At 69.1% G+C, this 20,641-nt stretch carries 20 protein-coding genes; 9 read left to right on the forward strand and 11 right to left on the reverse strand.

Features of this window, described 5'->3' with window-relative positions:
- Positions 1-96: 96 nt before the first annotated feature.
- The 7 genes from MWM08_RS17175 to aspT all read left to right on the forward strand — a co-directional run bounded on the left by MWM08_RS17175 (position 97) and on the right by aspT (position 7,344).
- A complete protein-coding gene (locus MWM08_RS17175) occupies positions 97-789 on the forward strand; it encodes an urease accessory protein UreE (protein WP_244407723.1) in 693 nt (230 codons plus the stop codon).
- Positions 789-1,511 carry an urease accessory protein UreF gene (locus MWM08_RS17180; RefSeq protein ID WP_244407724.1) on the forward strand — a complete coding sequence of 241 codons (723 nt, stop codon included), beginning with the start codon at positions 789-791 and terminating at the stop codon, positions 1,509-1,511. Before MWM08_RS17175 ends, MWM08_RS17180 begins: the two co-directional genes overlap by 1 nt.
- 25 nt (positions 1,512-1,536) lie before the next feature.
- The gene (ureG, locus tag MWM08_RS17185) at positions 1,537-2,184 is read left to right on the forward strand and encodes an urease accessory protein UreG (protein WP_244407725.1); all 648 of its coding nucleotides are present in this window, start codon (positions 1,537-1,539) and stop codon (positions 2,182-2,184) included.
- Positions 2,185-2,188: 4 nt separating this feature from the next.
- A complete protein-coding gene (locus MWM08_RS17190; RefSeq protein WP_244407726.1) occupies positions 2,189-3,124 on the forward strand; it encodes an urease accessory protein UreD in 936 nt (311 codons plus the stop codon).
- Positions 3,125-3,144: 20 nt separating this feature from the next.
- A complete protein-coding gene (yut, locus tag MWM08_RS17195; RefSeq protein ID WP_244407727.1) occupies positions 3,145-4,143 on the forward strand; it encodes an urea transporter in 999 nt (332 codons plus the stop codon).
- 164 nt (positions 4,144-4,307) lie between these two features.
- On the forward strand, positions 4,308-5,555 hold the full coding sequence (locus tag MWM08_RS17200; protein ID WP_244407728.1) for an ArsB/NhaD family transporter: 1,248 nt from the start codon (positions 4,308-4,310) through the stop codon (positions 5,553-5,555).
- Between the two features lie 103 nt (positions 5,556-5,658).
- A complete protein-coding gene (aspT, locus tag MWM08_RS17205) occupies positions 5,659-7,344 on the forward strand; it encodes an aspartate-alanine antiporter (protein WP_255751352.1) in 1,686 nt (561 codons plus the stop codon).
- Between the two features lie 34 nt (positions 7,345-7,378).
- On the opposite strand, the gene MWM08_RS17210 is transcribed toward aspT, so the two are convergent.
- From MWM08_RS17210 to MWM08_RS17230, 5 genes are all read right to left on the reverse strand, one after another.
- Positions 7,379-8,494 (reverse strand): linear amide C-N hydrolase, encoded by a 1,116-nt coding sequence (locus MWM08_RS17210; protein WP_244407730.1) that lies wholly within the window; start codon positions 8,492-8,494, stop codon positions 7,379-7,381.
- Positions 8,495-8,588: 94 nt separating this feature from the next.
- Positions 8,589-10,109, reverse strand: a complete 1,521-nt coding sequence (locus tag MWM08_RS17215; protein ID WP_244407731.1) for a TolC family protein — start codon at positions 10,107-10,109, stop codon at positions 8,589-8,591.
- Positions 10,109-11,980, reverse strand: a complete 1,872-nt coding sequence (locus MWM08_RS17220) for an FUSC family protein (protein ID WP_244407732.1) — start codon at positions 11,978-11,980, stop codon at positions 10,109-10,111. Before MWM08_RS17220 ends, MWM08_RS17215 begins: the two co-directional genes overlap by 1 nt.
- Complete coding sequence (mdtN, locus tag MWM08_RS17225) at positions 11,977-13,032, reverse strand: multidrug transporter subunit MdtN (RefSeq protein ID WP_255751353.1); 1,056 nt, start codon at positions 13,030-13,032, stop codon at positions 11,977-11,979. The genes MWM08_RS17220 and mdtN overlap by 4 nt, the downstream gene beginning before the upstream one ends.
- A 3-nt stretch (positions 13,033-13,035) precedes the next feature.
- Positions 13,036-13,407: a YtcA family lipoprotein gene (locus MWM08_RS17230; RefSeq protein ID WP_244407734.1), complete on the reverse strand. Its 372-nt coding sequence runs from the start codon at positions 13,405-13,407 to the stop codon at positions 13,036-13,038.
- Positions 13,408-13,642: 235 nt separating this feature from the next.
- Between MWM08_RS17230 and MWM08_RS17235 the strand changes: the two genes are divergently transcribed.
- Both MWM08_RS17235 and MWM08_RS17240 read left to right on the forward strand, forming a co-directional pair.
- The gene (locus MWM08_RS17235) at positions 13,643-14,032 is read left to right on the forward strand and encodes a fluoride efflux transporter FluC (RefSeq protein WP_244407735.1); all 390 of its coding nucleotides are present in this window, start codon (positions 13,643-13,645) and stop codon (positions 14,030-14,032) included.
- Between the two features lie 9 nt (positions 14,033-14,041).
- Entirely contained in the window at positions 14,042-14,440 is a 399-nt protein-coding gene (locus tag MWM08_RS17240; RefSeq protein WP_244407736.1) for a CrcB family protein, read from the forward strand.
- A gap of 60 nt (positions 14,441-14,500) precedes the next feature.
- On the opposite strand, the gene MWM08_RS17245 is transcribed toward MWM08_RS17240, so the two are convergent.
- The 6 genes from MWM08_RS17245 to MWM08_RS17270 are packed head-to-tail and all read right to left on the reverse strand — an operon-like array spanning position 14,501 to position 20,621.
- A complete protein-coding gene (locus MWM08_RS17245) occupies positions 14,501-16,468 on the reverse strand; it encodes a molybdopterin biosynthesis protein (protein WP_244407737.1) in 1,968 nt (655 codons plus the stop codon).
- Positions 16,465-17,601, reverse strand: coding sequence for a molybdopterin-binding protein (locus MWM08_RS17250; protein ID WP_244407738.1), 1,137 nt, complete (start codon positions 17,599-17,601; stop codon positions 16,465-16,467). Before MWM08_RS17250 ends, MWM08_RS17245 begins: the two co-directional genes overlap by 4 nt.
- Positions 17,598-18,392 carry an ABC transporter ATP-binding protein gene (locus MWM08_RS17255; RefSeq protein WP_244407739.1) on the reverse strand — a complete coding sequence of 265 codons (795 nt, stop codon included), beginning with the start codon at positions 18,390-18,392 and terminating at the stop codon, positions 17,598-17,600. Before MWM08_RS17255 ends, MWM08_RS17250 begins: the two co-directional genes overlap by 4 nt.
- Positions 18,389-19,384 carry a FecCD family ABC transporter permease gene (locus MWM08_RS17260; protein ID WP_244407740.1) on the reverse strand — a complete coding sequence of 332 codons (996 nt, stop codon included), beginning with the start codon at positions 19,382-19,384 and terminating at the stop codon, positions 18,389-18,391. Before MWM08_RS17260 ends, MWM08_RS17255 begins: the two co-directional genes overlap by 4 nt.
- A complete protein-coding gene (locus MWM08_RS17265; protein WP_244407741.1) occupies positions 19,381-20,412 on the reverse strand; it encodes an ABC transporter substrate-binding protein in 1,032 nt (343 codons plus the stop codon). The genes MWM08_RS17260 and MWM08_RS17265 overlap by 4 nt, the downstream gene beginning before the upstream one ends.
- Complete coding sequence (locus MWM08_RS17270) at positions 20,409-20,621, reverse strand: TOBE domain-containing protein (protein WP_244459983.1); 213 nt, start codon at positions 20,619-20,621, stop codon at positions 20,409-20,411. Before MWM08_RS17270 ends, MWM08_RS17265 begins: the two co-directional genes overlap by 4 nt.
- Positions 20,622-20,641: the final 20 nt, after the last annotated feature.

Here is a 20,641-nt window from a genome sequence, read left to right on the forward strand (position 1 = left end):
GTGGGATAGGGTGACTACCGGTGCGTCTCATGACGTGCCTGGCGGCCATGCAATCGTGGCCGTCTGATCGAATACCGTGACAAATCCGGAGGAGTGATGATTCTCGTCGAGGGCAAGCTCGGAAACCTGGCAGATCCGGTGTGGCACGACCGCGCCCATCACGCGCGGGTCGACCCGCTGATGCTCGAACAATGGGAAGCGCCCAAGAGCCGGCTGCGTAAGGTGACGGCGGGCGGCATCGAGATCGCCGTGTCGCTGCCGCGCTCCGAACACCTGCACAATGACGACGTGCTGCATTACGACGAGGCCAACAACATCATCGTCGTCGCGCGTATCGCGCTGAAGGACGTGCTGGTCATCGAACTCGAAGGGCTCGAGAGCCTGTCGCCCCTCGAGATTCTGCGCACCTGCTTCGAACTTGGACACGGGCTGGGCAACCAGCATTGGCCGGCGGTGATCAAGGGCTCGACGGTCTATGTTCCACTGTCGGTGGACCAGAAGGTGATGGCATCGGTGATGCGGACCCACGCCTTCGAACACGTCAAGACACGGTTCGCGCCGGGCGAGGAGATCGCCGCGAAACTCGACGCGAAGGAGGTCCGCCTGCTGTTCGCCGGGGCCGACGCGACCCCGCACCATCACCATGAAGGGCCGGCGCGGGCACGGCAGCCGGTCCATGCGCATGGCCATTCGCACGACCATGGCCACGATCATGATCATCATCACGACCACGACCATGACCACGACCACGGTCACGCGCACGGCCACGCGCATACCGCGAAGCCCTGATGCCGAGGGACGAGACACGGCCGCGCGTTGCACTGCACGACATGGTGCACCTCGGCCGTCTGTTGCAGTTCTCGGACTCGACACTGCCGGTCGGTTCCTTCGCCTTTTCCAACGGGCTGGAATCCGCGCTGCAGACGCAGGTCGTCACCAATCCGGCGGACCTGCACCGGTATGTCGAGGTGATGCTGCGCCAGGCCGCGCGGATGGACGGCGTGGCCCTGCTGCATGCCCATCGCGCGGCGACGACCGGCGACCACGACGCGCTGCTGTGCATCGACCAGGAATTGATGTGCCGCCGCGTCGGCGAAGAACAGCAGATGATGCTGGCGCGGATGGGCCGGAAGTATGCCGAACTCGTTCTCAAGATCCGTCCCTGCCCGCCGCTGGAGCAGTGGCTCCGCGCCATCAAGGCGAATGCGACGCCGGGCTGCTTTCCGGTCGGCCAGGCGATCGCGCTGGCGCATCTGGGGGCGGACGAGGTCGAGGCCTTCGTCATGCACCAGTACGGCGTTGCCTCGATGATCCTGAGTGCCGCGCTGCGGCTGATGCGGATCGACCACATGGATACGCAGCGCATCCTGTTCGCGGTGCAGGGCCGCGCGCAGGACGACTACCTCGCGGTGCGCGACCTGGCGCTGGACGAAATGGCATCCTTCGCGCCCGTCTTCGATGTGCTGGTCGCGCACCACACGACAACCCATGTCCGGCTCTTCATGAATTGAACCGGCAGCGGCAAAGGAAGTGGCGATGAAGAAGATCACGCGCATCGGCATCGGCGGCCCGGTGGGTTCGGGCAAGACCGCGGTCATCGAGGTCATCACGCCCCGGCTGATCGACCTCGGCATCAAGCCGCTGATCATCACCAACGACGTCGTGACGACGGAAGACGCCAAGCAGGTGCGCCGCACGCTGAAGGGTATCCTGGTCGAGGAGAAGATCGTCGGCGTCGAGACCGGCGCCTGCCCCCATACGGCGGTGCGGGAGGATCCATCGATGAACATCGCCGCGGTCGAGGAACTGGAGGAACGCTACCCCGACAGCGACGTCATCCTGATCGAATCCGGCGGCGACAACCTGACGCTGACATTCAGCCCGGCGCTCGCGGATTTCTACATCTACGTCATCGACGTCGCGGCCGGCGACAAGATCCCGCGAAAAAACGGCGCTGGCGTCTGCCAGTCGGACATCCTCGTGATCAACAAGAAGGACCTCGCCCCCTATGTCGGCGCGAGCCTCGAGGTGATGGACCGCGATTCGAAGCTCATGCGCGGGAAGAAGCCGTTCGTCTTCACCAACTGCAAGACCGGCGAAGGCGTCGACGACCTGATCCGGCTCATCCTCGACATGGCGTTGTTCGACGTGAAGGTGAAGACCCCGGCGACCGTGGACGCCTGACATCGTGGCGGTACACGAGCAGCTCGGTCGCCTTGACGCTGCCCGCGAGCTGCGCGGCTACCAGACCGAGCCGGCGCAGATGCGCGCGGCCGCCCCGGGCAAGGTCGGCGAATTGCGGCTGGGCTTCTCGATACGCCATGGCCGGTCGGTGCTGCACGACCTGTATCGCGTCGCACCGCTGCTGGTGCAGCGGGCGCTCTACTGGGATGAGGCGATGCCGGAGCTGCCGATCTGCTCCATCATCTCGGTGGGCGGCGGCGTGCTGCAGGGCGATCGCTACCGGATCGAGATCTCGGTCGGCGAAGGTGCCTGCGCCCTGGTGCACACCCAGAGCGCCAACCGCATCCACCAGATGGACGCGAACTACGCATCGCAGCACCAGGCCATCGATGTCGCGTCGGGCGCCTACCTCGAATACCTGCCCGACTTCACCATCCCCTATCGCGGGTCGCGCTTCATCACCCAGACGGATGTCGTGGTCGCCCCGGATGCGACGCTTCTGTATGGCGAGATGGTCCTGGCAGGACGCAAGCATCACCATGTCGAGGAACGGTTCGGCTTCGACCTGCTGTCGATGGTCGTGGCGGTCCGTCGCCCCGACGGGCGGAAGCTGTTTTCGGAAAAGCTTCTGGTCGGCAGGGACGACGGGATGATCGACTTCGCCGTGGTGATGCGGGGATTCGATGCCTTCGCCAACGTGATTTGCGTGACACCGCCGGATATCGCAGCGCGCATCAAGGAACGCTTCGAGACGAATTTCAGCCCTGAGTCCCCGCGCGCGATCTCCGGCGTGTCCCGCCTGCCCAACGCGGCGGGCCTGATGCTGCGTGCCGTCGGCGTCGAATCCTACGACGTGCGCCGGGAGGTCCGTCGCTTCTGGCGCATCGTCCGGGAAGAAGCGCGCGGCCGGACCCTGCCCGAGGATTTCCTCTGGCGTTGATCAGTGGAGGCACGGACGCTGTGACGCAGACGAAAAGCAATTTCCTGATGGTCTGCCTGCGCGGGACCAGCCAGGTCTTCTTCATGGAAAACGCCCTGACCGGGGTGCTGTTCTTCGTCGCCATGGCCTATGCGTCCTATGTCTCCGGGGTCTGGGCGACGACCATCGGAGCCGCGGTGGGCATCGTGGTCGCGACACTGACGGCGCAGGTGCTGGATCTCGACGAGGAATCGATCGAACAGGGCCTGTACGGCTTCAACGGCATCCTGATCGGCGCGGCCTTGCCAACCTTCATCGCCGTGTCGCCGCAACTTTGGGTCTATGTCGTGGTGGGCGCCGCGGCGAGCACCGTTTTCACCGCCGCCTTCAGCGCCACGCTAACCAAGGTGTTCGGCGTGCCAGGTTCGACCGGCCCCTTCGTCCTGACCGGATGGCTGATGGTCGCGGGGGCGTATTCGTTCGGCGGGCTCGACGTCATCGGCGATTCGCCACGCCTGCCGACGGCCACGACGCAGCACGCCATGGTCATCCCGCAGGGGATCGAACTGGTCGAAATCTTCTTCCGCAACATCGGGCAGGTCTATCTGCTCGGCAGCGCGGTCAGTGGCGCGATCATCCTGGCCGGCATCTTCATCGCCTCGGTCGCGGCCGGCATCGCTGTGGTGGCCGGGTCGGTCATCGCCATCATTGTCTCGGTGGCGATGGCGGCCGACCCTGCCCTGGTCCGTCAGGGCCTTTACGGGTTCAGCCCGGTGCTCACCGCCTTGGCGGTCGGCGTGATCTTCCTTCAACCGTCGCTGCGCGTGGCGCTGTATGCCGCGCTCGCGACGGTCGTGACGGTGTTCATCCAGGGCGCGCTCGACATCATCGTGGCACCGTCGGGCGTCCCGTCCTTTACCGCGCCCTATGTGCTGACGATGTACCTGTTCATCGCACCCAAAAAGCTCATGGTGCCGCATCCACACAAGCCCGTGGTCGGGCATTCGGTCGGCGGCGCGCCGGCCTCCGGCGGATCGTGACCCGGCAGGGCTTCTGGAGCGGGCGTTGAACCATCCCGTGGGCCCTGCGGCCCGCGGTTCCTGACCATGATGCGGCCGCGAACGCCAGGCTGCCGCATCGGACTATTCTTCGGCCGGCGCCACCACCAGCAGACACAGACACGCCGGCGCCGCATGGGACGACGATGGACCTGACCCTCGCGATCTTCTTCCTGGTCTACCTGGTCATGGGACTCGGATACCTGCCGGGCCTGCGTCTCGACAGGACCGGGGCCGCGATGGTCGGCGCCATGATCCTGATTGCCGCGGGCCGGATTTCCCCGCCCGACGCCTGGAACGCCATCGACTTCAACACGATCGGCCTGCTGTTCGGCCTCATGGTGATCTCCGCAACCTTCGCCGTGGCCGGATTCTACGAATGGGTCGCGCGCAGGATTGGCGCGCTTGAGGTCGGTCCCCACGCCTTGCTGGCGCTGCTCATCGTCGTGGCCACGGTGATGTCGTCGCTGCTCACCAAGGATATCGTCGCGGTGGCCATGACGCCGGTGTTCTGCTCGATCTGCCTGGCGCGGCGGCTCAATCCCGTGCCGTTCCTGCTCGGCTTTTGCTTCGCGACCAACATCGGGTCGGCGGGCATGCTGACCGGCAGCCCGCAGAACATGATCGCCGCCGAACTCCTGCACCTGTCGTTTACCGGCTTCATGCGGGCGGCAGCCGTGCCGGCACTTCTCGGATTGCCGCTCATCTGGCTGGTACTGGTGCTGTTCTATCGGGGCCGGTGGCATCTGGCGGACGGGCCGCAACCGGCGCCGCCGCCCGCGCCGCAGCCACCGCAGGCCGTGGCGCTCGACCGCATCGAGACGGCCAAGGCCGCCGTGGTGCTCAGTGCGGTGATCGTCGCCTTCGTGACCACGGACTGGCCGCACATGTTGGTCGCCCTGGCAGGGGCCAGCCTGCTGCTGATCAGCCCGCGGGTGTCGTCAAACAGCATCCTGCACCGCCTGGACGGGAACCTGCTGCTGTTGCTGTTCGGCCTGTTCATCGTGAACGCGACATTCGCGGCTGCGGGCGTTCCACAGCAGTTGCTCGAAAGCCTGCGGGGCTATGGCCTGGACCTGCACGATCCCCTGTCGTTGCTCCTGGTCATGGCCGTGCTCAGCAACATTGTCGGCAACAACCCGGCGGTCATGCTAGTGGCGCCTTTCGTCGCCGGCGCCGACCAGGCCGAAGCGCTGGGGGCCGCCATCGCGCTCGGTACGGGCTTTTCGTCGAACGCCATTCTGTCGGGAAGCCTCGCCGGCATCATCATGGCTGAGGCTGCCCAGAAGCGCGGCGTAGCCATCACCTTCAAGGATTTTGCGAAGGTCGGTGCGCCCCTCGCGGCGCTCAGCCTGGTCGGCGCGGCCGGATGGATCCTCGTGATCAGCCGCTAGGCGCACACCGACCATGGTCCGGTGGCCAACGGACAGTGCTGTTGCCTCGCGCTGACGATATGCCGCAGGCTGCCCATCAAAACAGCCGCGGAGCAGACGACGCATGTGGGACTGGGTTGCGACGACGCTGCGGAGCAATCCGGAGATCGCTCTCTTCCTGACCGTGGCCGTGGGATACCCCCTCGGGAAGGTCAGTTTTCGCGGCTTCAGCCTGGGCACCGTCGCGACCACCCTGGTGTGCGGCATCCTGGTCGGCCAGCTCGACATCGAGATCTCCCACACCGTCGCTTCGATGTTTTTCCTGCTGTTCCTTTTCGCCGTAGGGTACGGCGTCGGCCCGCAATTCGTGCGCGGCATCGCCCATGACGGCGCGCTTCAGGCGCTGTTCGCCGTCGTGGTCTGCGTGCTCGTTGTCACCACCGCCTACGGCGTGGCCCGCCTGGCCGGATATGGAGTCGGCTATGGGGCCGGACTGTACTCGGGCGCCGCAACCGCATCGGCCGCGCTCGGCCTCTCCACCAATGCGATCAGGGATATCGGGATGTCGCCGCAAGACACGCGGGCGATGATCGGCGCTCTCTCGACCGCCTTCGCCATGACCTACATCTACGGCACCGTCGGTTCCATCGTCATCATTTCCCAGCTCGGCCCGCGGCTCCTGCGCATCGACCTCCCGGCTGCATGTCGTGCCTACGAGAAGCGGCTCGGCGGCGACCGGCACGACTCCGGCGCATCCTGGCACCACTACATCGTTCGTACCTATCGCTTGTCCGGCACGTCGCCGCAGGTCGGGCGGACGGTCGCCGAGGTCGAGGCCTCGCGACCTCATGCACGGATCTTCATCGACGGCATCCGCCGCGGCGGCGAACTGATCGACGCGACGCCGACCACCGTGCTCGAGCCGAACGACGTCGTGGGCGCCGCCGGCGCGCGCGCGAGCCTTCGCGCCATCTTCGCGACGGGCGTGGAGGAGGTAGAGGACGTGGAACTGCTCGACGTGCCAGCCGATGGCGTCGAGGTGGTGGTGACGCAGCGTGCGCTTGACGGCAAGACGCTGGCCGAACTGGCCGAATCCCAGATCGCGCACGGGGTCTTCCTCACCGAGATCCGGCGCGGCTCGACCGGTGTCACGATCCCGATCCTGCCGCAGACCGTCCTCCGCCTGGGTGACGTGCTGACGGTGGTGGGGCGCCCGCAACGCATCCGCGCGGCACTCGGCAAGGTCGGCCAGGCCGATTTCTCGACGAAGGAAACCGACATCCCCAGCGTGTTCCTCGCGATCGCGATCGGCGCGCTGATCGGCATCCCGATGCTCACGATCGGCGAGGTGCCGCTGACCCTGTCGATGGCAGGTGGAGTGCTGATCGCCGGCATCGCCGCGGGATGGCAGCGGTCGGTGCATCCCACCTTCGGCCACGTCCCGCCCGCGGCTCTGTGGTTCATGAGCGTGGTCGGACTCAACGTCTTCATCGCTGTGACAGGCATATCGTCGGGGCCGAGTTTCGTCGCCGGCGTGCGGGAGGTCGGCGTCAGCCTCTTCCTGTGGGGCATCGTCGCAACGACGGTCCCGATCACGCTGGCATTGCTGATCGGGAAGTACGTCTTCCGCTTCGACGACGCGATCGTGCTGGGATGCTGCGCCGGCGCCAGCCTTTCCACGCCGGCGCTGGGACTGATCGCGGAGCGGGCCCGCAGCGACGTGCCGATGCTGGGCTACACGGTGCCTTATGCGATCTCCAACACGCTGCTCACCATCGGCGGCATGGTGATCGTGCTGCTGCTGCGATGAGACGCCCGCAGCAGCAGGCCCGTGACCCCGTGGTTCAGCCCGCGCCGTGGGCTTTCAACGCTTCGGTCGCGTCGAAGGCTCCCTCCCCGAGGGTCTTGAGAGGCATCACGGACGGCGCCGATGCGCCCGCGAGGGCTGTCAGGTCGAAACGCGTGAAGTTCAGGCTGCGATAGTCGCGGATGAAGAACAACTTGCGATCGAGGTCGGAGAGACTCGTCCAACTGGTGAATTCGGTCGCGTAGGGGGTAGCGCTGTCCGCCTGCAGGCCAGCGACCTCCAGATGCCCGCCACCCTGCGCCGGGTAGTCGATCGACACGCCGCGCGGGCGATCGAAGTTGTTCAGGATATGCCCGAGCGTCTGAACGGCGAGATCCGGCGTGGCCGCCTTCTCGGTGTAGTGCGCATAGAACGCCGCCCTAACGAAGCGCCCGACCGAGGTGTTGGAGGCCGGCAGGCCCGCCGTCGCGATGCCGGAATCCGGCTGAACTGCCTTGTAGGCGCCAAAGGTGGCGCTCGGCTTATCGACGTTCGACAAATGCGTGTAGTTGCCGAGGTTGGTCAGGTGCCAGTCGAACTTCGGGCCATTCGTCATGACGCCGACGGGGTTGTCGTACACCGTCATGGCGCCGCGATCGAACTCGATCACCAGCGACGTGCCGGCGGCGTCATGGACCACGTAGTGGAACGGCGATTCGACACCACCCAGCAACTGCAACGGCTGCAGCATCACCGGCTGTGCAGCGAGCGCCGCCTTCACCTCTGCCACCGACGCGAACTGGCCGAGCGCCCAGACGCCGAGATCGGACGCCGAAAGCACGGACTGCGTGACAGCGACGGAGGCCTGCTTTCCGGCCGCGGCCGGATAGGACAGCAGGCTGAAGGTCAAGCCCTGGTCATTGAGCCCTTCCAGCACCTTGAGGTCAGCGATCGTCATCGGTGCCTGCGCGGTCGGCACCCGCGCGGGCATCGCCACCGCGAGGATCGTGTGACGGGCGGCGAAAGACAGCGGCGGATGGCCAGGAATCTTCGATGTCGTCTCGAAGCCGATCGGAACATGCAGGACCTGGTATGGCAGGTCCGTGGTGAGTTCGAGCGTCCGGCCGAAATAGGCCTTGCCGCCGGCATCCCTGTAGCCGAGTGACGTGCACATCGCGTTTCTCCCTCAGGTTTGAATGAAAGGCTCGGCTTGCGTGCCGACGCGCCGCGACCGCGCGCTCGCATTCGGGCGGGGCAGGCAGGCCATGTCAGGGAACCGAATCGCGCGACGTCATCGCGCCGACCACGAAGGCAAGGTTCGCCGCACCCACCAGCGCCGCGGCCTGGGCATCGGTCTGCGCCTGTCGGCCATCAAGTAGCCCGCTGTCGGCGGCGGTGGCCGCAGTCACCGTGCCGACGCCGTTCCTGTACGCTGCGAGCGCCGCCTCATACGTGGTGGAAGCCGCGGCGACGAGGGCGCTTGCCGCCCGGTGCGCTTCGAGCGCGGTGCGCAACGCATTGGTCGCGGCGACGATCTCGGTCACCGCCATCATCTGCGTGCGCTCGAAGGTGCCCTCGGCGGCGGCAGCCTGCGCCTGCGCCTGGCGCAACCGGGCGATGCGCAGGCCGCCATCATAGAGCGGCACCGTCGCGCCGATGAGCACGCCGGATCCCGTGGCTTGCTGGCCTATGGTGGGCAGGCCGCCGGCGTTGAAACTGCCCTGCCCGGAGGCTAGCGCACCGGCGACGAACACGTTGGGCAGGAACTCGGCCCGTGCGGCCGCGATCCCGGCCGCGCTCGACCGCATCGCCAGGTAGCTCGCCATCACGTCCGGGCGCCGCGACAGGGCAAGCCGCACCATCTCGTCGAGCGGCAGGTCGGGTGCATCCGGAAGCCGGCGCTGGCCGTCATCCTCGATGCGAATGCGCTGGGTGGCGTTCACGCCCATTGCGGCAACCAGCGCCTGGTAGGCGTCGCGCTCCTGCCCCTCGGCCTGGACCCGGCGCAGTTCGGATTGCGCGACCTGCTGGCGCGCCTGCGCCGCCTCCACCGAAGTGGCAAGGCCACGCGCCTGCCTGTCCTCGACCGCGCGGCTGATGGCGCTGCTGTTGCGCAAGGCCTCGCGCGCGATCCGCGCGCGCGCGACGGACGCACGATACAGGTAGTAGGCGCGCGTGACGTCGAAGATCACGCGCTGGTGCTCGCCATTGAACAGGACGCTCGCCGCAACGGCGCCCTGCCTGGCGGCATCGGCCAGCGCCGCGCGTCGGCCGAAATCGAAAATCAACCACTGCAGCGCGACCGATGGGGACACACCCTCGGCCGTTGTCTCGAAGTACCGCTGCGTGCCGATCGGTACCGGCAGGGGCGTTGTGACGGTCTGGCGACCAGCGATGACATTGGCGGTGATCAGCGGCAGGTAGGTCGCTTCCACGAGGCCGACGGCCAGCGCGGCCGCCCGCGCGCGTTGCCACGCAACGCGGGTGGCAGGGTTGTTGCGTTGCGCGATGTCGATCAGTTCCGGCAGGCGATAGCTGCGGTTGGGGTCGATGTCGGCGGTCTGCGTCATGACCGCGAGCGCCGGGTCTGCGGGCACGCCGAAATCCCGCGTCGCGCCCGGCGTCGGCGCCGGTTCCCGCGCCCCGCCGCGGAGGCTCCACAGGCTGTTCTCGCTTCCGTTCGGTCGCCACGGCGTATCGGGACCGGGCGGTGCCATGAGGACGGCATCGGATGCGCAGGCGGCGAGCCCGACGGCGAGTACGACGGCAAGCAAGCCGGATCCGCGCATCAGCCCGCCATCGCGATACGCAGGCGGTCCAGCCGGCGGCGCAAGGGGTCTGCCGAGCCGCCGGCCTGCGCCATGACCAGGCTCTCGCCCTGTGCCGTCCGCGCAGCGAGATCCTCGAGGCGTGCAGCGACGTCGGGCAGAGCTTCCCTGCTGAGATAGATGTCGCGCGTGAGGGCCGCGATCTCCGACGCGGCGTCTCGCAGGTCGGCTTCGGCCGCGGCGGTCGGTCGGATGTTGGCGGGTTCGAAGGCAACGAGGTCAAGCGCCTCGGCTGCCTTGGCGGCCTCGGTGATCGCCAGCGCGGCCTCGGGGATGGCGCCGACACGGCGTTCAGGCGGCAGCGCGGCGAGCCTGGCGAGGCCGGCGAAGGCCGCCTGCAGATGCGCCCTGACCGCATGCGCAATCGGGGTCGGCCAGATCTGCGTGAAGATGACGAAGACGACCAGGTTGCCGAGCAGGATTCCGATGACCCTGTCGCGTCCCGTCCCGAGGTCGAGGCTCGGGCCGAACCCCTGCAGGACGGTCAGCAGGAATGCCAGGCAGATCTGCACCCCGCCGTAGGAGATGCGCTCGGGACCCGTCGACACCCATGCCCCGATCAGCACGCCGGCGAAGACCAGCACCATCAGCCCACCGATGTCGTCGATGTGCGGAACGACGAACAGGATCGCCGCCATGCCCATCGCCGCGCCGATCAGGCAGCCAAGGATACGCAGGCCGAGCTTGTGGACCGTCTCGCCGGTGGTGCCGAGTGCCGCGACGTAGCAGGTGACCATTGCCGTATGGATGCCCTGCCAGTCTATACCGACATAGATGACGTAGCACAGGATGGCGGCCGCCGTGGTCTTGAGCGCGTAGCGCTGGTAGCTCGGGTTCGCGAGCGCGTCGGGCGCGAAGAACGGCGGCTTGGGCGGCGCGACGACCGGATCCTCGGGAGCCCCGGCGATGATGCGCAGTGCCGCCAGCAAGTCGCGTTCCGCGTCGCCCATCGGGCCTGCCGGCGTGGCGGGCGGCGCGGGCATGCGGCCGCCGTCCAGCGCATCAAGTGCCTGGCGAATGGCGTCGATCAGTGCATCGCGTCGCACCGCATCAAGGTCCCCTGGCAAGGCACTGGCCGCCAGCATCAGGCGGTACGATGCACGCACGTCACGCGTCACCTGGCCTGCGGCGGGCCGGCCAACGAGCGCGAGGATGCCGACGAGCCTGGCCTGCTGCTCCAGCGCAGCATTGTCGGCGCGCAGGAGCTCAGCGAGCGCGTCATGCCCGTCGGGCGCGCCCGAGGCGATCGCGTCCATCGTCGTGGCCAGGCGCCGCCGCAGCGTATCCCGTAGCAGCCGCACCGACGACATGCCGAGCACCATGTTGAACACGGCCATCAGCGCCATCGGCATTACCGCCATGTACCAGGCGTAGCGGAGCCCGAAACTCACGGCGTCACCGACCGGCGCCAGGCTCAACAACGTCAGGACGAAGGCGATGACCAGTGCGATGATCCCACCGATCTCGCCCAACTGGCTGGCAGCGCCGATGAACAGGAACACGAAGGACACCACCGCAATGGCCAGAAGGCGCAGCAGAGGCGACGCAATCGTCGCATTGATCAGCGGCACCACGCACAGCACCACGATGGTGACCAGCAGGATGAGGCCGAGCGCGGTACCGATGTTCTGCACCGCATCCGGCTTCATCAGAAAGATGATGAGGTAGCAACTGATCGCCGCTTCCGGGATCTCGTACATCATCGCCGTGGCGCAGACGATCGCGCAGAGCAGCGCGATCCGCCAGGTCAGCGCGGCGCGTCCGGGAAACGGCGCGAGGTCGGCCCGCAAGCGGGCGGTGAAAGTATCCTGTGCCGCGGCCGAGGCACTCATGGTGAGCACCGCTCGCCACGGTGCACGATGGCCACCGCCGACGCGCCGACCCGCATCAGGGATTCCGGCGGATCGATGAGGCGGATCCGCACCGGGAAGCGCTGCGCGATGCGCACCCAGTTGAGAGACTTCGCCACGTAGGGCAGGCCGCGAGGAACGTTGACCAAGTCCGTCGACGCGACACCCCAGCCGATGCCCGTGACCACACCGGCAATGCGCACGGACCGGTCAGCAAGCGCATAGACCCGCGCGCAATCCCCCACCGCGATCGACGGCAGGTCGGTTTCGGGGAAGGAAGCGCTCGCGTACCAGGTCTGGGTGTTGATCAGGGTGAAGACGGATTGTCCCGCCGCCACGATCTCGCCTGTCGCGATCACCAGGCCCACGACGCGCCCGTCATGCGGCGCCCGGATCGCCGTGTTGGCGAGGCTGCGCTCGGCCATGGCGAGGGCCGCCTGCCGCGCCGCCACCAGGGCCTGCGCGGCATCGATGGTGCTCACCAGGCTGGCGGCGGCCTCCGCCTGCCGGACCGCCTGCGTGAGGCTGGTGCGCGCATCGTCGCGGGCGGTGCGGGCATCGTCCACCTGCTGGGCCGTCACGTAGCCGGGCCGCAGCAGCGGCGTGAGGCGCGCGAGCGTTTGTTCGGCCAGAGCGAGGTTGGTGCGTGCGCGACCGACCTGTTCGGTCGCAACGACTGCGTTGGATTGCTCGGCGCTGATCGTGCGTCGCTGCGTATCGCGTGCCGCCTCGGCGATGCGAAGGTCGGCACGCGCCTGGTCCACGGCCAGGCGATAGGGTTCGGGGTCGATGGTGAACAGCAGATCACCCTTTGCGACCCGCTGGTTCTCGGTCACGTCGAGGGCAACGATCCGGCCCGGCACGCTCGATGCGATGTTGACGATGGTCGCGGTGAGCACCGTGTCGTCGGACAGGGGATTGTCCTGCGCACGGGTTGCATAGAACCAGCCCGCGACGATGGCGCTCAGGATCATGACGCCGGCGATGGCCGAACCAAGGAATGTGCGGCGACGCGCATAGGCCGATGCCGCCATCGGTCAGCGGCCATAGACCGTAAGCGCGATGACCAGGCCAATGGTCGCAGCGCAGCAGACATAGACGAGCAGGCGCAATGGCAGAACCTCGTCGATGCCGAACCGAATGAACGCCACCCGCAATGCGACGGCGCCGACGACGCCGACGCCCACGCATACGAGCCAGAATGGGAAGTACGCCCCGAACAGCGGCAGGGATGGGCTCATCGTGCAGCGGGCGACATAGCGTGCAACGGATTCGTACAACACCGGACGAGACGCCAGTTCTGGCGCGCCGATCGTGTACCGGTCGTTGCTGGCATCGAACGCGTCACCCGAAGCCCGAATGTTGATGCATCTGCGTTCAGACGTATCAGCCGCCAGGATGCCGTTCAACCCTGACATACCGCATGCAGACGGCCTCGTGATGGATCGTTTCGGACTTAAAGGCAGCGTTGGCGAGCACGAAATGTGAATGACGCGAAGCGCTCTACGCGTCTGCCGCAGATGTACCGCACAGATTGCCTCGCCGGCGCGGATTTTGTCCGCTTGCGCACGAACGCAGCACCGCGTGACTTGAACTCTTCGTATGGTGCAGTAGCTTTATCGTGCTCATTCGATCGAGGACGCGATGCGGCCGATTGACCTTCTGTGGGTCGGACTTGGAGGCGGCGCGGGGTCCGTATTGCGGTGGGCAATCGGGAAAGCAGTGGGTGAGCGCTATCACGGAGGCTTCCCCCTCGCGACGTTCATGATCAACGTCGGTGGGGCGTTCGTCATCGGCTACCTGACCATCCTGTTCTCGGTCGACTGGCGCGATCGCTACGGAACCGCCCTGAATGCCGGCGTGCTCACCGGAGTGCTCGGCGGCTTCACGACGTTCAGCAGCATGCAACTCGATGCATACAAGGTGCGCGAGGCTGGGCGCACCGGGCTCGCGCTGGCCTATCTGGTCGGCTCCGTCGCGATCGGATTTGCAGCCGCAGCCGCGGGCGCCGGGCTCGCACGCCTTCAGGGTTGAGGATCCAGCATGCTCAACATCGTTGTCCTCGTGTTCGTTGGCGGCGCGGTCGGCGCGATCGCGCGTGAGGCCCTGATGCTCTCGGTACCGGAGGTGTGGCATCACTTCCCCCTCCCGATATTCCTGGCCAACATCACGGCGTCGTTCCTGTTGGGCCTGACGACAGGACTGCATCAGCGGCGCGCGCTGAGCGACAACATCAGCGCCATGATTGGCACTGGCATCATGGGCGGCCTTTCGACCTTTTCCAGCTTCGTCTTCGGCGCCTTCGTTCTCATGAGCGCCCCGACGGCGGGTTTCGTCGTGGCACTCATCTATGTCCTCGCCAGCGTGGGCGTCGGCTACGCGGCAGTTTCCTTGGGGCTGAAGATTGGCGCGGGTCGCGTACCGCTGCAGCCACAGGAGTGACAACGGCGCACCAGTAGGGTCGCGACGCGCTGCAGGGCGACTGGATCGACCAGGCGGGATTCAGGCCCTGAAGCCGAGATCGTTTAGACGCGCGATGACCTTGGGTGCGCGCAAGCAGGCGAGGAAAGACACGACGGCGGGTCGTGTGCGGCGCCCCTCCGGCACGAAGAAGTCGTAGTGCTCATCGGCCAGCGGCAGGAAGCCGAGGCCGTAGTCGCGCGCCACCGTCTCGATCGCAACACCCCAATCGGCACGCGATTGCGACACGGCCGCCGCCACCGCGTTGTGCGATTTCGGCTGGTTCGCGTAGCCGGCCGGACGCGCGCCCTCGAGCAACCCATCGAGCAGGATGCGCGTGCCAGACCCTGCGTTGCGGTTCACCAGCAGGCAGCCCGGATCGGACGCGGCCTGTCGGACGGCCTCGCGCCCAGCACGCCCCTCGAAACGCGCATCGCCGGGGCGGAACACCACGCCCTGGCTGCGCCGCCAGCCTGGCTCCAGCATCAGCCCCGGCGCCAGGAAGGGCGTGTTGTAGTCGACCGTCGTCGGATCGAGCAGATGCGCTGGCGCGAGGTCGCACTCGCCGCGCTTCGCTGCCGCCAGGCCACCGAGGCTGCCGACGGCCAATGTCCGTGCGCGGATGCCCTGTTCCGCCAGAACGTCCAGCACGGCATCGAGACCGACGCAGTGCGAGCCGATGATGACGAGATCGGGCGCGCGCATCGCGCCGCCGATCAGCCGCACCCGCACCGTGCTCCCGACCTCCGCCACCTGGTCGAGGGCGGCGATCGCAAAGAACCCGTCCGCCTGCGCGAAGGCCGTCACGCTGCCCGAACCCTTGCCGAGCGGAAACGCGCGCGGGGTCCCTTCGCCCTCGGCCAAGGAGACCATGACGTATTCGGTGCGCCCGAGTTCGCTCGGCGTGCGCACCGCCAGTTGCGCCTCGACCTCGGTCTCCGCCCGTGGCGGAAGCCCCGCCATCGCGCGCAGTACCGGCACGGCGAATTCGTGGAAGGTAAAGACGGCGCTGGTGGGAAAGCCTGGCAGCACCACGACAGGCTTGGTGCCCGCAACCGCCAGGCAGAGCGGCTTGCCCGGCTTGAGCGCCACGCCGTGCACGAGCACGCCCGGCGCGGGCAACGCCGAGAGGATGCGGTGCGAGACATCGCCCGCGCCCTTGCTGGTGCCGCCCGACATCACGACCATGTCGGCGCGCGCCAGCGCATCGCTCAAGGCCGCGGCCAGCGCGTCCGGATCGTCGCGAAAGATGCCCAGCGCCAGCGGCTCGCCGCCATTCTCGCTGACCGCGGCACACAGGATGGCAGCATTGCTGTCGGTGATCCCGCCGGGCGGCAGGGGCGTGCCGGGCGGGTGCAACTCGTCGCCGGTCGAGATCACCGCCACGACCGGGCGGCGCACCACCGGCACCTCGCTCCATCCTGCGGCCGCCAGCATGCCGATTTCGCGGCTGGTGATCTGCGCGCCGGCCCGCAGCAGCGCCTCGCCCCGCGCGATGTCGCTGCCGGCGAAGCCAATGAACTGCCCGGGCGCCAGCGCCCGCGACAGCAGGATCCCCGGCCCTTCGGCGGCGTCCTCCAGTTCGGTCCACTCGATCATCGCCACCGCGTCGGCGCCCCGCGGAATCATGCCGCCCGTGGCGATGGCGGTCGCCGTGCCGGGGGGCACCTCGATCGCCGGTGCGACGCCGCAGGCCAGCACCTCGGCATTCAGCCGTAGCCGCACGGGCACGGCCTCCGAAGCGCCTGTCGTGTCCGCGGCGCGCAGCGCGAAGCCGTCCACCGAGGCACGGTCGAAGGGCGGCGCGTCGGCGCGCGCGGGCAGCGTCTTCGCGACGATGCGCCCGAGGCTCGTGGCCAATGGGACAAGCTCCGTCCCGAGCGGGCCGGGCGGCACTGCGGCCCGGAAGCGCCGCATGGCTTCTTCGGCGGAGACGATGTCGAGGAACTGCTCCTGCCGGGCGGCATGGCGCAGGCGCGCGAGCAGCGCGTCGGTGCTCTCGTCGGTCATGGGTCGGGCCAGAACAGCGTGATGGTGATCTCGGTACCCGCCTCCGCGCCCTCGGAGGCCGCAGGCAGGATCAGCACCGCGCCGCTTGCGAGCGCGTGCAGCGGCAGCGCGCCGGTGGCCAGCGGCTCGGCGCGGCCATCTGCGAGACGGCGCAGCGGCGCGAGTTCGACCAGGCCGACCGTCGAGGTGACCTTGCGCGCAAGCCGTGCCCGCAGCGGCGGCGTCGGCACGGCACCCGTGAGCGCATCCAGCGCCGGCCGCACCAGCAGCAGCCAGGCGGCCGGCGCATCGCCCGGCGAGCCGGGCAGCAGGACCACGGGCCGGAGGGCCACTTCGCCAAAACCCGCCGTCGTGCCGGGGCGCGCGCCGATGCCATGCAGCGCGAGCCTGCCCGCTTCGCGCAGCCCCGCCGCCGTGACGTCGCCCGCGCCGTCCCCGGTGCCGCCCACGGCCAGCAGGAGGTCGCATACCTCGGCGCCGGCGCGGAGCGCACCGGCGATAGCTGCGGCATCGTCGGGCGCGGGCGGCAGGCGAAGCAGCGCCGCCCCGGCCGCCTGCGCCAGCGCCGCACAGGTTGCGAACAGCGTATCGCGCCCGCCATCGGCCATGATCTCGTCGCCAATCGCGAGCCAACCGAGGCGGGGCCGACGCACCGCGACCTCGGTCACACCCAGTGCGGCCAGCACCGGCAGGTCGAGCGGCGAAAGCCGTTCCCCGGCCGCGCGCAGCAGCGTGCCGGCCGCGGCGTCCTCGCCCGGCCATCGCACGCCGCTGCCAGGGGCCACCGCGTCCAGCACCTGCGCGAAGGGACCCTCCCGCACCAGCTCGGGCAGTGGCAGCACGGCATCGGTGCCAGGCGGCAGCGCATCGCCGGGCTGCAGCAGACGCGGCGGCACGGACAGCACCGCCGGCGCGTAGGGCCCGGCGCCGAGCGTATCGGCCGCCGCGATGGCCCAGCCATCCCACCGCGCCACCGCGCAGGGCGGCGCGGGTGCGGTCGCCTCGAGCGGTACAGCGAGCACGCAACCCACGGCCTCGGCCAGCGGCAGGCTGCGCGGTGCGACGGCCGCGATGCCGGCCAGTAGCAGCGCGGTGGCCTCGTCTAGCACGGTCAGGCTGCGCAGCCCGGTCATGGCGGGGCGACCAGGGGCGCGCAGACCAGCCTCTCGCCCTGCGGCGTCGCCAGCGCGCCCACCACGGCATCCACGCCATAGGCAGCACGCAGGCGTGGCGGGGTGATGAGGTCGGCAGGCGGCATGGGCCCGGTCATCGCGCCCCCATGCAGCAGCATGGCCGCATCGGCAACCAGCAGGGCATGGTCCGGGTGATGCGTCGTCATCAGCACGGCGAGGCCGTCACGCACGGCGAGCGCGCGCACCTCGCGCAGCACCAGCGCCTGGTTGCCGAAATCGAGGCTGGCAGTCGGCTCGTCGAGCACCAGGCAGCGCGCGTCCTGCACCAGCGCGCGGGCGATCAGCACCAGCTGGCGCTCACCGCCCGAAAGCTCCGTCACCGGGCGATGCGCGAGGTGAGCGATGCCCAGCCGATCGAGCGCCGCCTCGGCCAGGGCGTGATCGCGCGCGCCCGGGGCCGCGAGCAGAGGCAGGCGCGCCGCGCGACCCATCGCCACCACCTCGCGCGCAGCATAGGCGAAGCCACCCGGCGCAGCCTGCGGCACATAGGCCAAGCGATGCGCGACCTCACGGCGCGACAGGGAGGCGAGCGGCGCCGCCTCGAGCCGCACCTCGCCGGCCAGCGGGGGGATCAGGCCGAGCAGCGTCCGCAGCAGCGTCGTCTTGCCGCCGCCATTCGGCCCCAGCAGGCACAGCACCTGGCCGGCCTCCAGCGCGAAGGAGAGGCCGGCCGCAACGACGCGCTTGCCATGACCGACCGACAGGCCCTGCGCGGCCAGCAGCGCCGTCATGCCACGCCACCCCGTCTGGCGCGCACCAACAGCCACAGGAACAGCGGCGTGCCCAGCACCGCCGTCAGGATGCCGAGCGGCAATTCGGTGCGCCCCGCGACGCGCGCGAGCGTATCCACGGCAAGCAGGAAGGCTGCGCCCAGCAACGCCGAGAGCGGGATCAGACGACGCAGATCCGGCCCGCCGAGCATCCGCGCCATGTGCGGCACGACCAGCCCGATCCAGCCGACCGCCCCCGCCAGCGCGGTGACCGCGGCAGTGGCGAGCGTGGCGCCCGCGACCGCGCAGGCCCGCAACGCCGTCGTGTTCACGCCGAGCGCCCGCGCCTCGTCCTCGCCCAGCGTCAGCAGATTCAGCCGCCAGCGCAGCAGCAGCAGCACGACCAGGCCAAGTAGCGCCGCGGGCGCGGCCGCGAGGATATCGTCCCGCGTCGCCGCCGAGAGCGTGCCGAGCAGCCAGAAGGTGATCGCCGGCAATTGGTTGTACGGGTCGGCGAGGATCTTCAGAAGGCTGATCGCCGCCCCCATCAGCGCGCCCAGCGCGATGCCCGCCAGGATCAGCACCAGCACCGGGTCCCCCTGCCCGCGCACCGCCGCGCTCAGCGCCGCCACCGCCGCCACCGCTGCGATGCCGCCGGCGAAAGCGAGCCCCTGCACCGCCGCCACCGGCAGGCCGAGAAAGATGCCGAGCACCGCGCCGAGCGATGCGCCGGCCGAAACGCCGAGCAGGTCGGGCGAGGCGAGCGGATTGCGGAACATGCCCTGGAAGGCCGCGCCCGCCGCCGCAAGCGACGCGCCGACCAGGATGGCCGCGCCCACCCGCGGCGCGCGGATGTTCCAGAAGACGATCGCGGGCGTGCCTGTCTCGGCGCCGCTCAGGATCGCCCAGAGCTGCCCCGGCGCGATCGGGAAGCGCCCGACCGCCAGCGCCCCCAGCACCGCGACAACGAGGGCCGCGGCGCCCACACCCCAGGCCAGCGCGCCGCGCTTCACGCCGGCAAGGCGGGGCGGAGCAGCGCCTCGACCTGCGCGGGTTCGGGGCGACGGTGATAGAACAGGGCGTGGAACTCGGCGACGGCTTCCACCAGCCCGGCGCGCGGGCGCAGCCCGAACAGCACCGGCAGCCACATCAGCCCAAGCAGGCGGTTCACCGCGGGCGGGAAATCCACCCAGCCGAAGGGCAGGCCCGGCGCCAGCGCGACCCGCCCGGCCCGCACGGCGGGCACCGATGACCACAGGCGATCGGCCTTCACGGTCGCCATGAAGTCAGGGTGGATCGCGATGATCCAGTCGGGATTCCAGGCGAAGACCTGCTCCATCGAGAATTGCACCAGGCTGCCCGCGCCGAGCGCCGAGGCGGCGACGTTCTCGGCCCCGGCAAACTCGATGATCTCGGTGTTGATCGACCCGGCGACGCCGGTCTCGAGCCCGCGCGGGCCGCGCACATAGAGCACGCGGGGCCTGCCGCGCGCGCGCAGCGCCTCCGCGGCCGCGACGGCCTCGGCCAGGATGCGCTCGGCGGCGGCGGCCCGCGCCTCGGCGGCGTCGCGGCGGTCGAGGATCTCGCCGAGCAGGCGATAGGTCTCGGGGATCTTCGGCAGGGCGCCGTCGAGCAGCAGGGTGGGCAGCCCGGTCTGCGCCTGTACGCGCTCGGCGAGCGAGACGAAGACCGGTCGGACCGACCCGTAGTCGAGCACCAGGTCGGGCCGCTGCCGCAGCACGGCCTCGACATTCGCCGTGTTGTCGCGGCCGGTGAGGCGGCCGATCTCGGGCAGCGCGACGGCCTCGGGCAGCATGAAGACGGCCTCCGCCGGGCGCGGCGGCCGCGCCGGCCAGCCGGCCAGCATGTCCGGCGCCAGGGTATACAGCAGGATCGCGGCCGGCGGACCGGCGGGAAACACCCGCGTGACGCGATCGGGCACCGCGATGCGCCGGCCGGTCGCGTCCGGCACCACGCGCTCCGCCCGCGCGGGCGCAGCGACCAGCGCGGGCGCGGCCAGCAAGACGCGGCGCGGGATCATCCCTTCGTGCCGACCATCACATCAGAGGCCTTGATCACCGCCACCGCCTCGCCGCCAACCGCGAGGCCCAGCTCCTCGGCGGATTCATTGGTGATGGCAGCGGTGACGACGACGCCGGGCGCGACCTCGATGGTCACGTGCGTCGTGGTGACGCCCTGGCGGATGCCGGTGATGGTGCCGGGGAACTGGTTGCGGGCCGAGAGCTTCAGCATGGCGGTGCCTTTCATCG

Source organism: Roseomonas fluvialis (assembly GCF_022846615.1).
GTDB lineage: Bacteria > Pseudomonadota > Alphaproteobacteria > Acetobacterales > Acetobacteraceae > Neoroseomonas > Neoroseomonas fluvialis.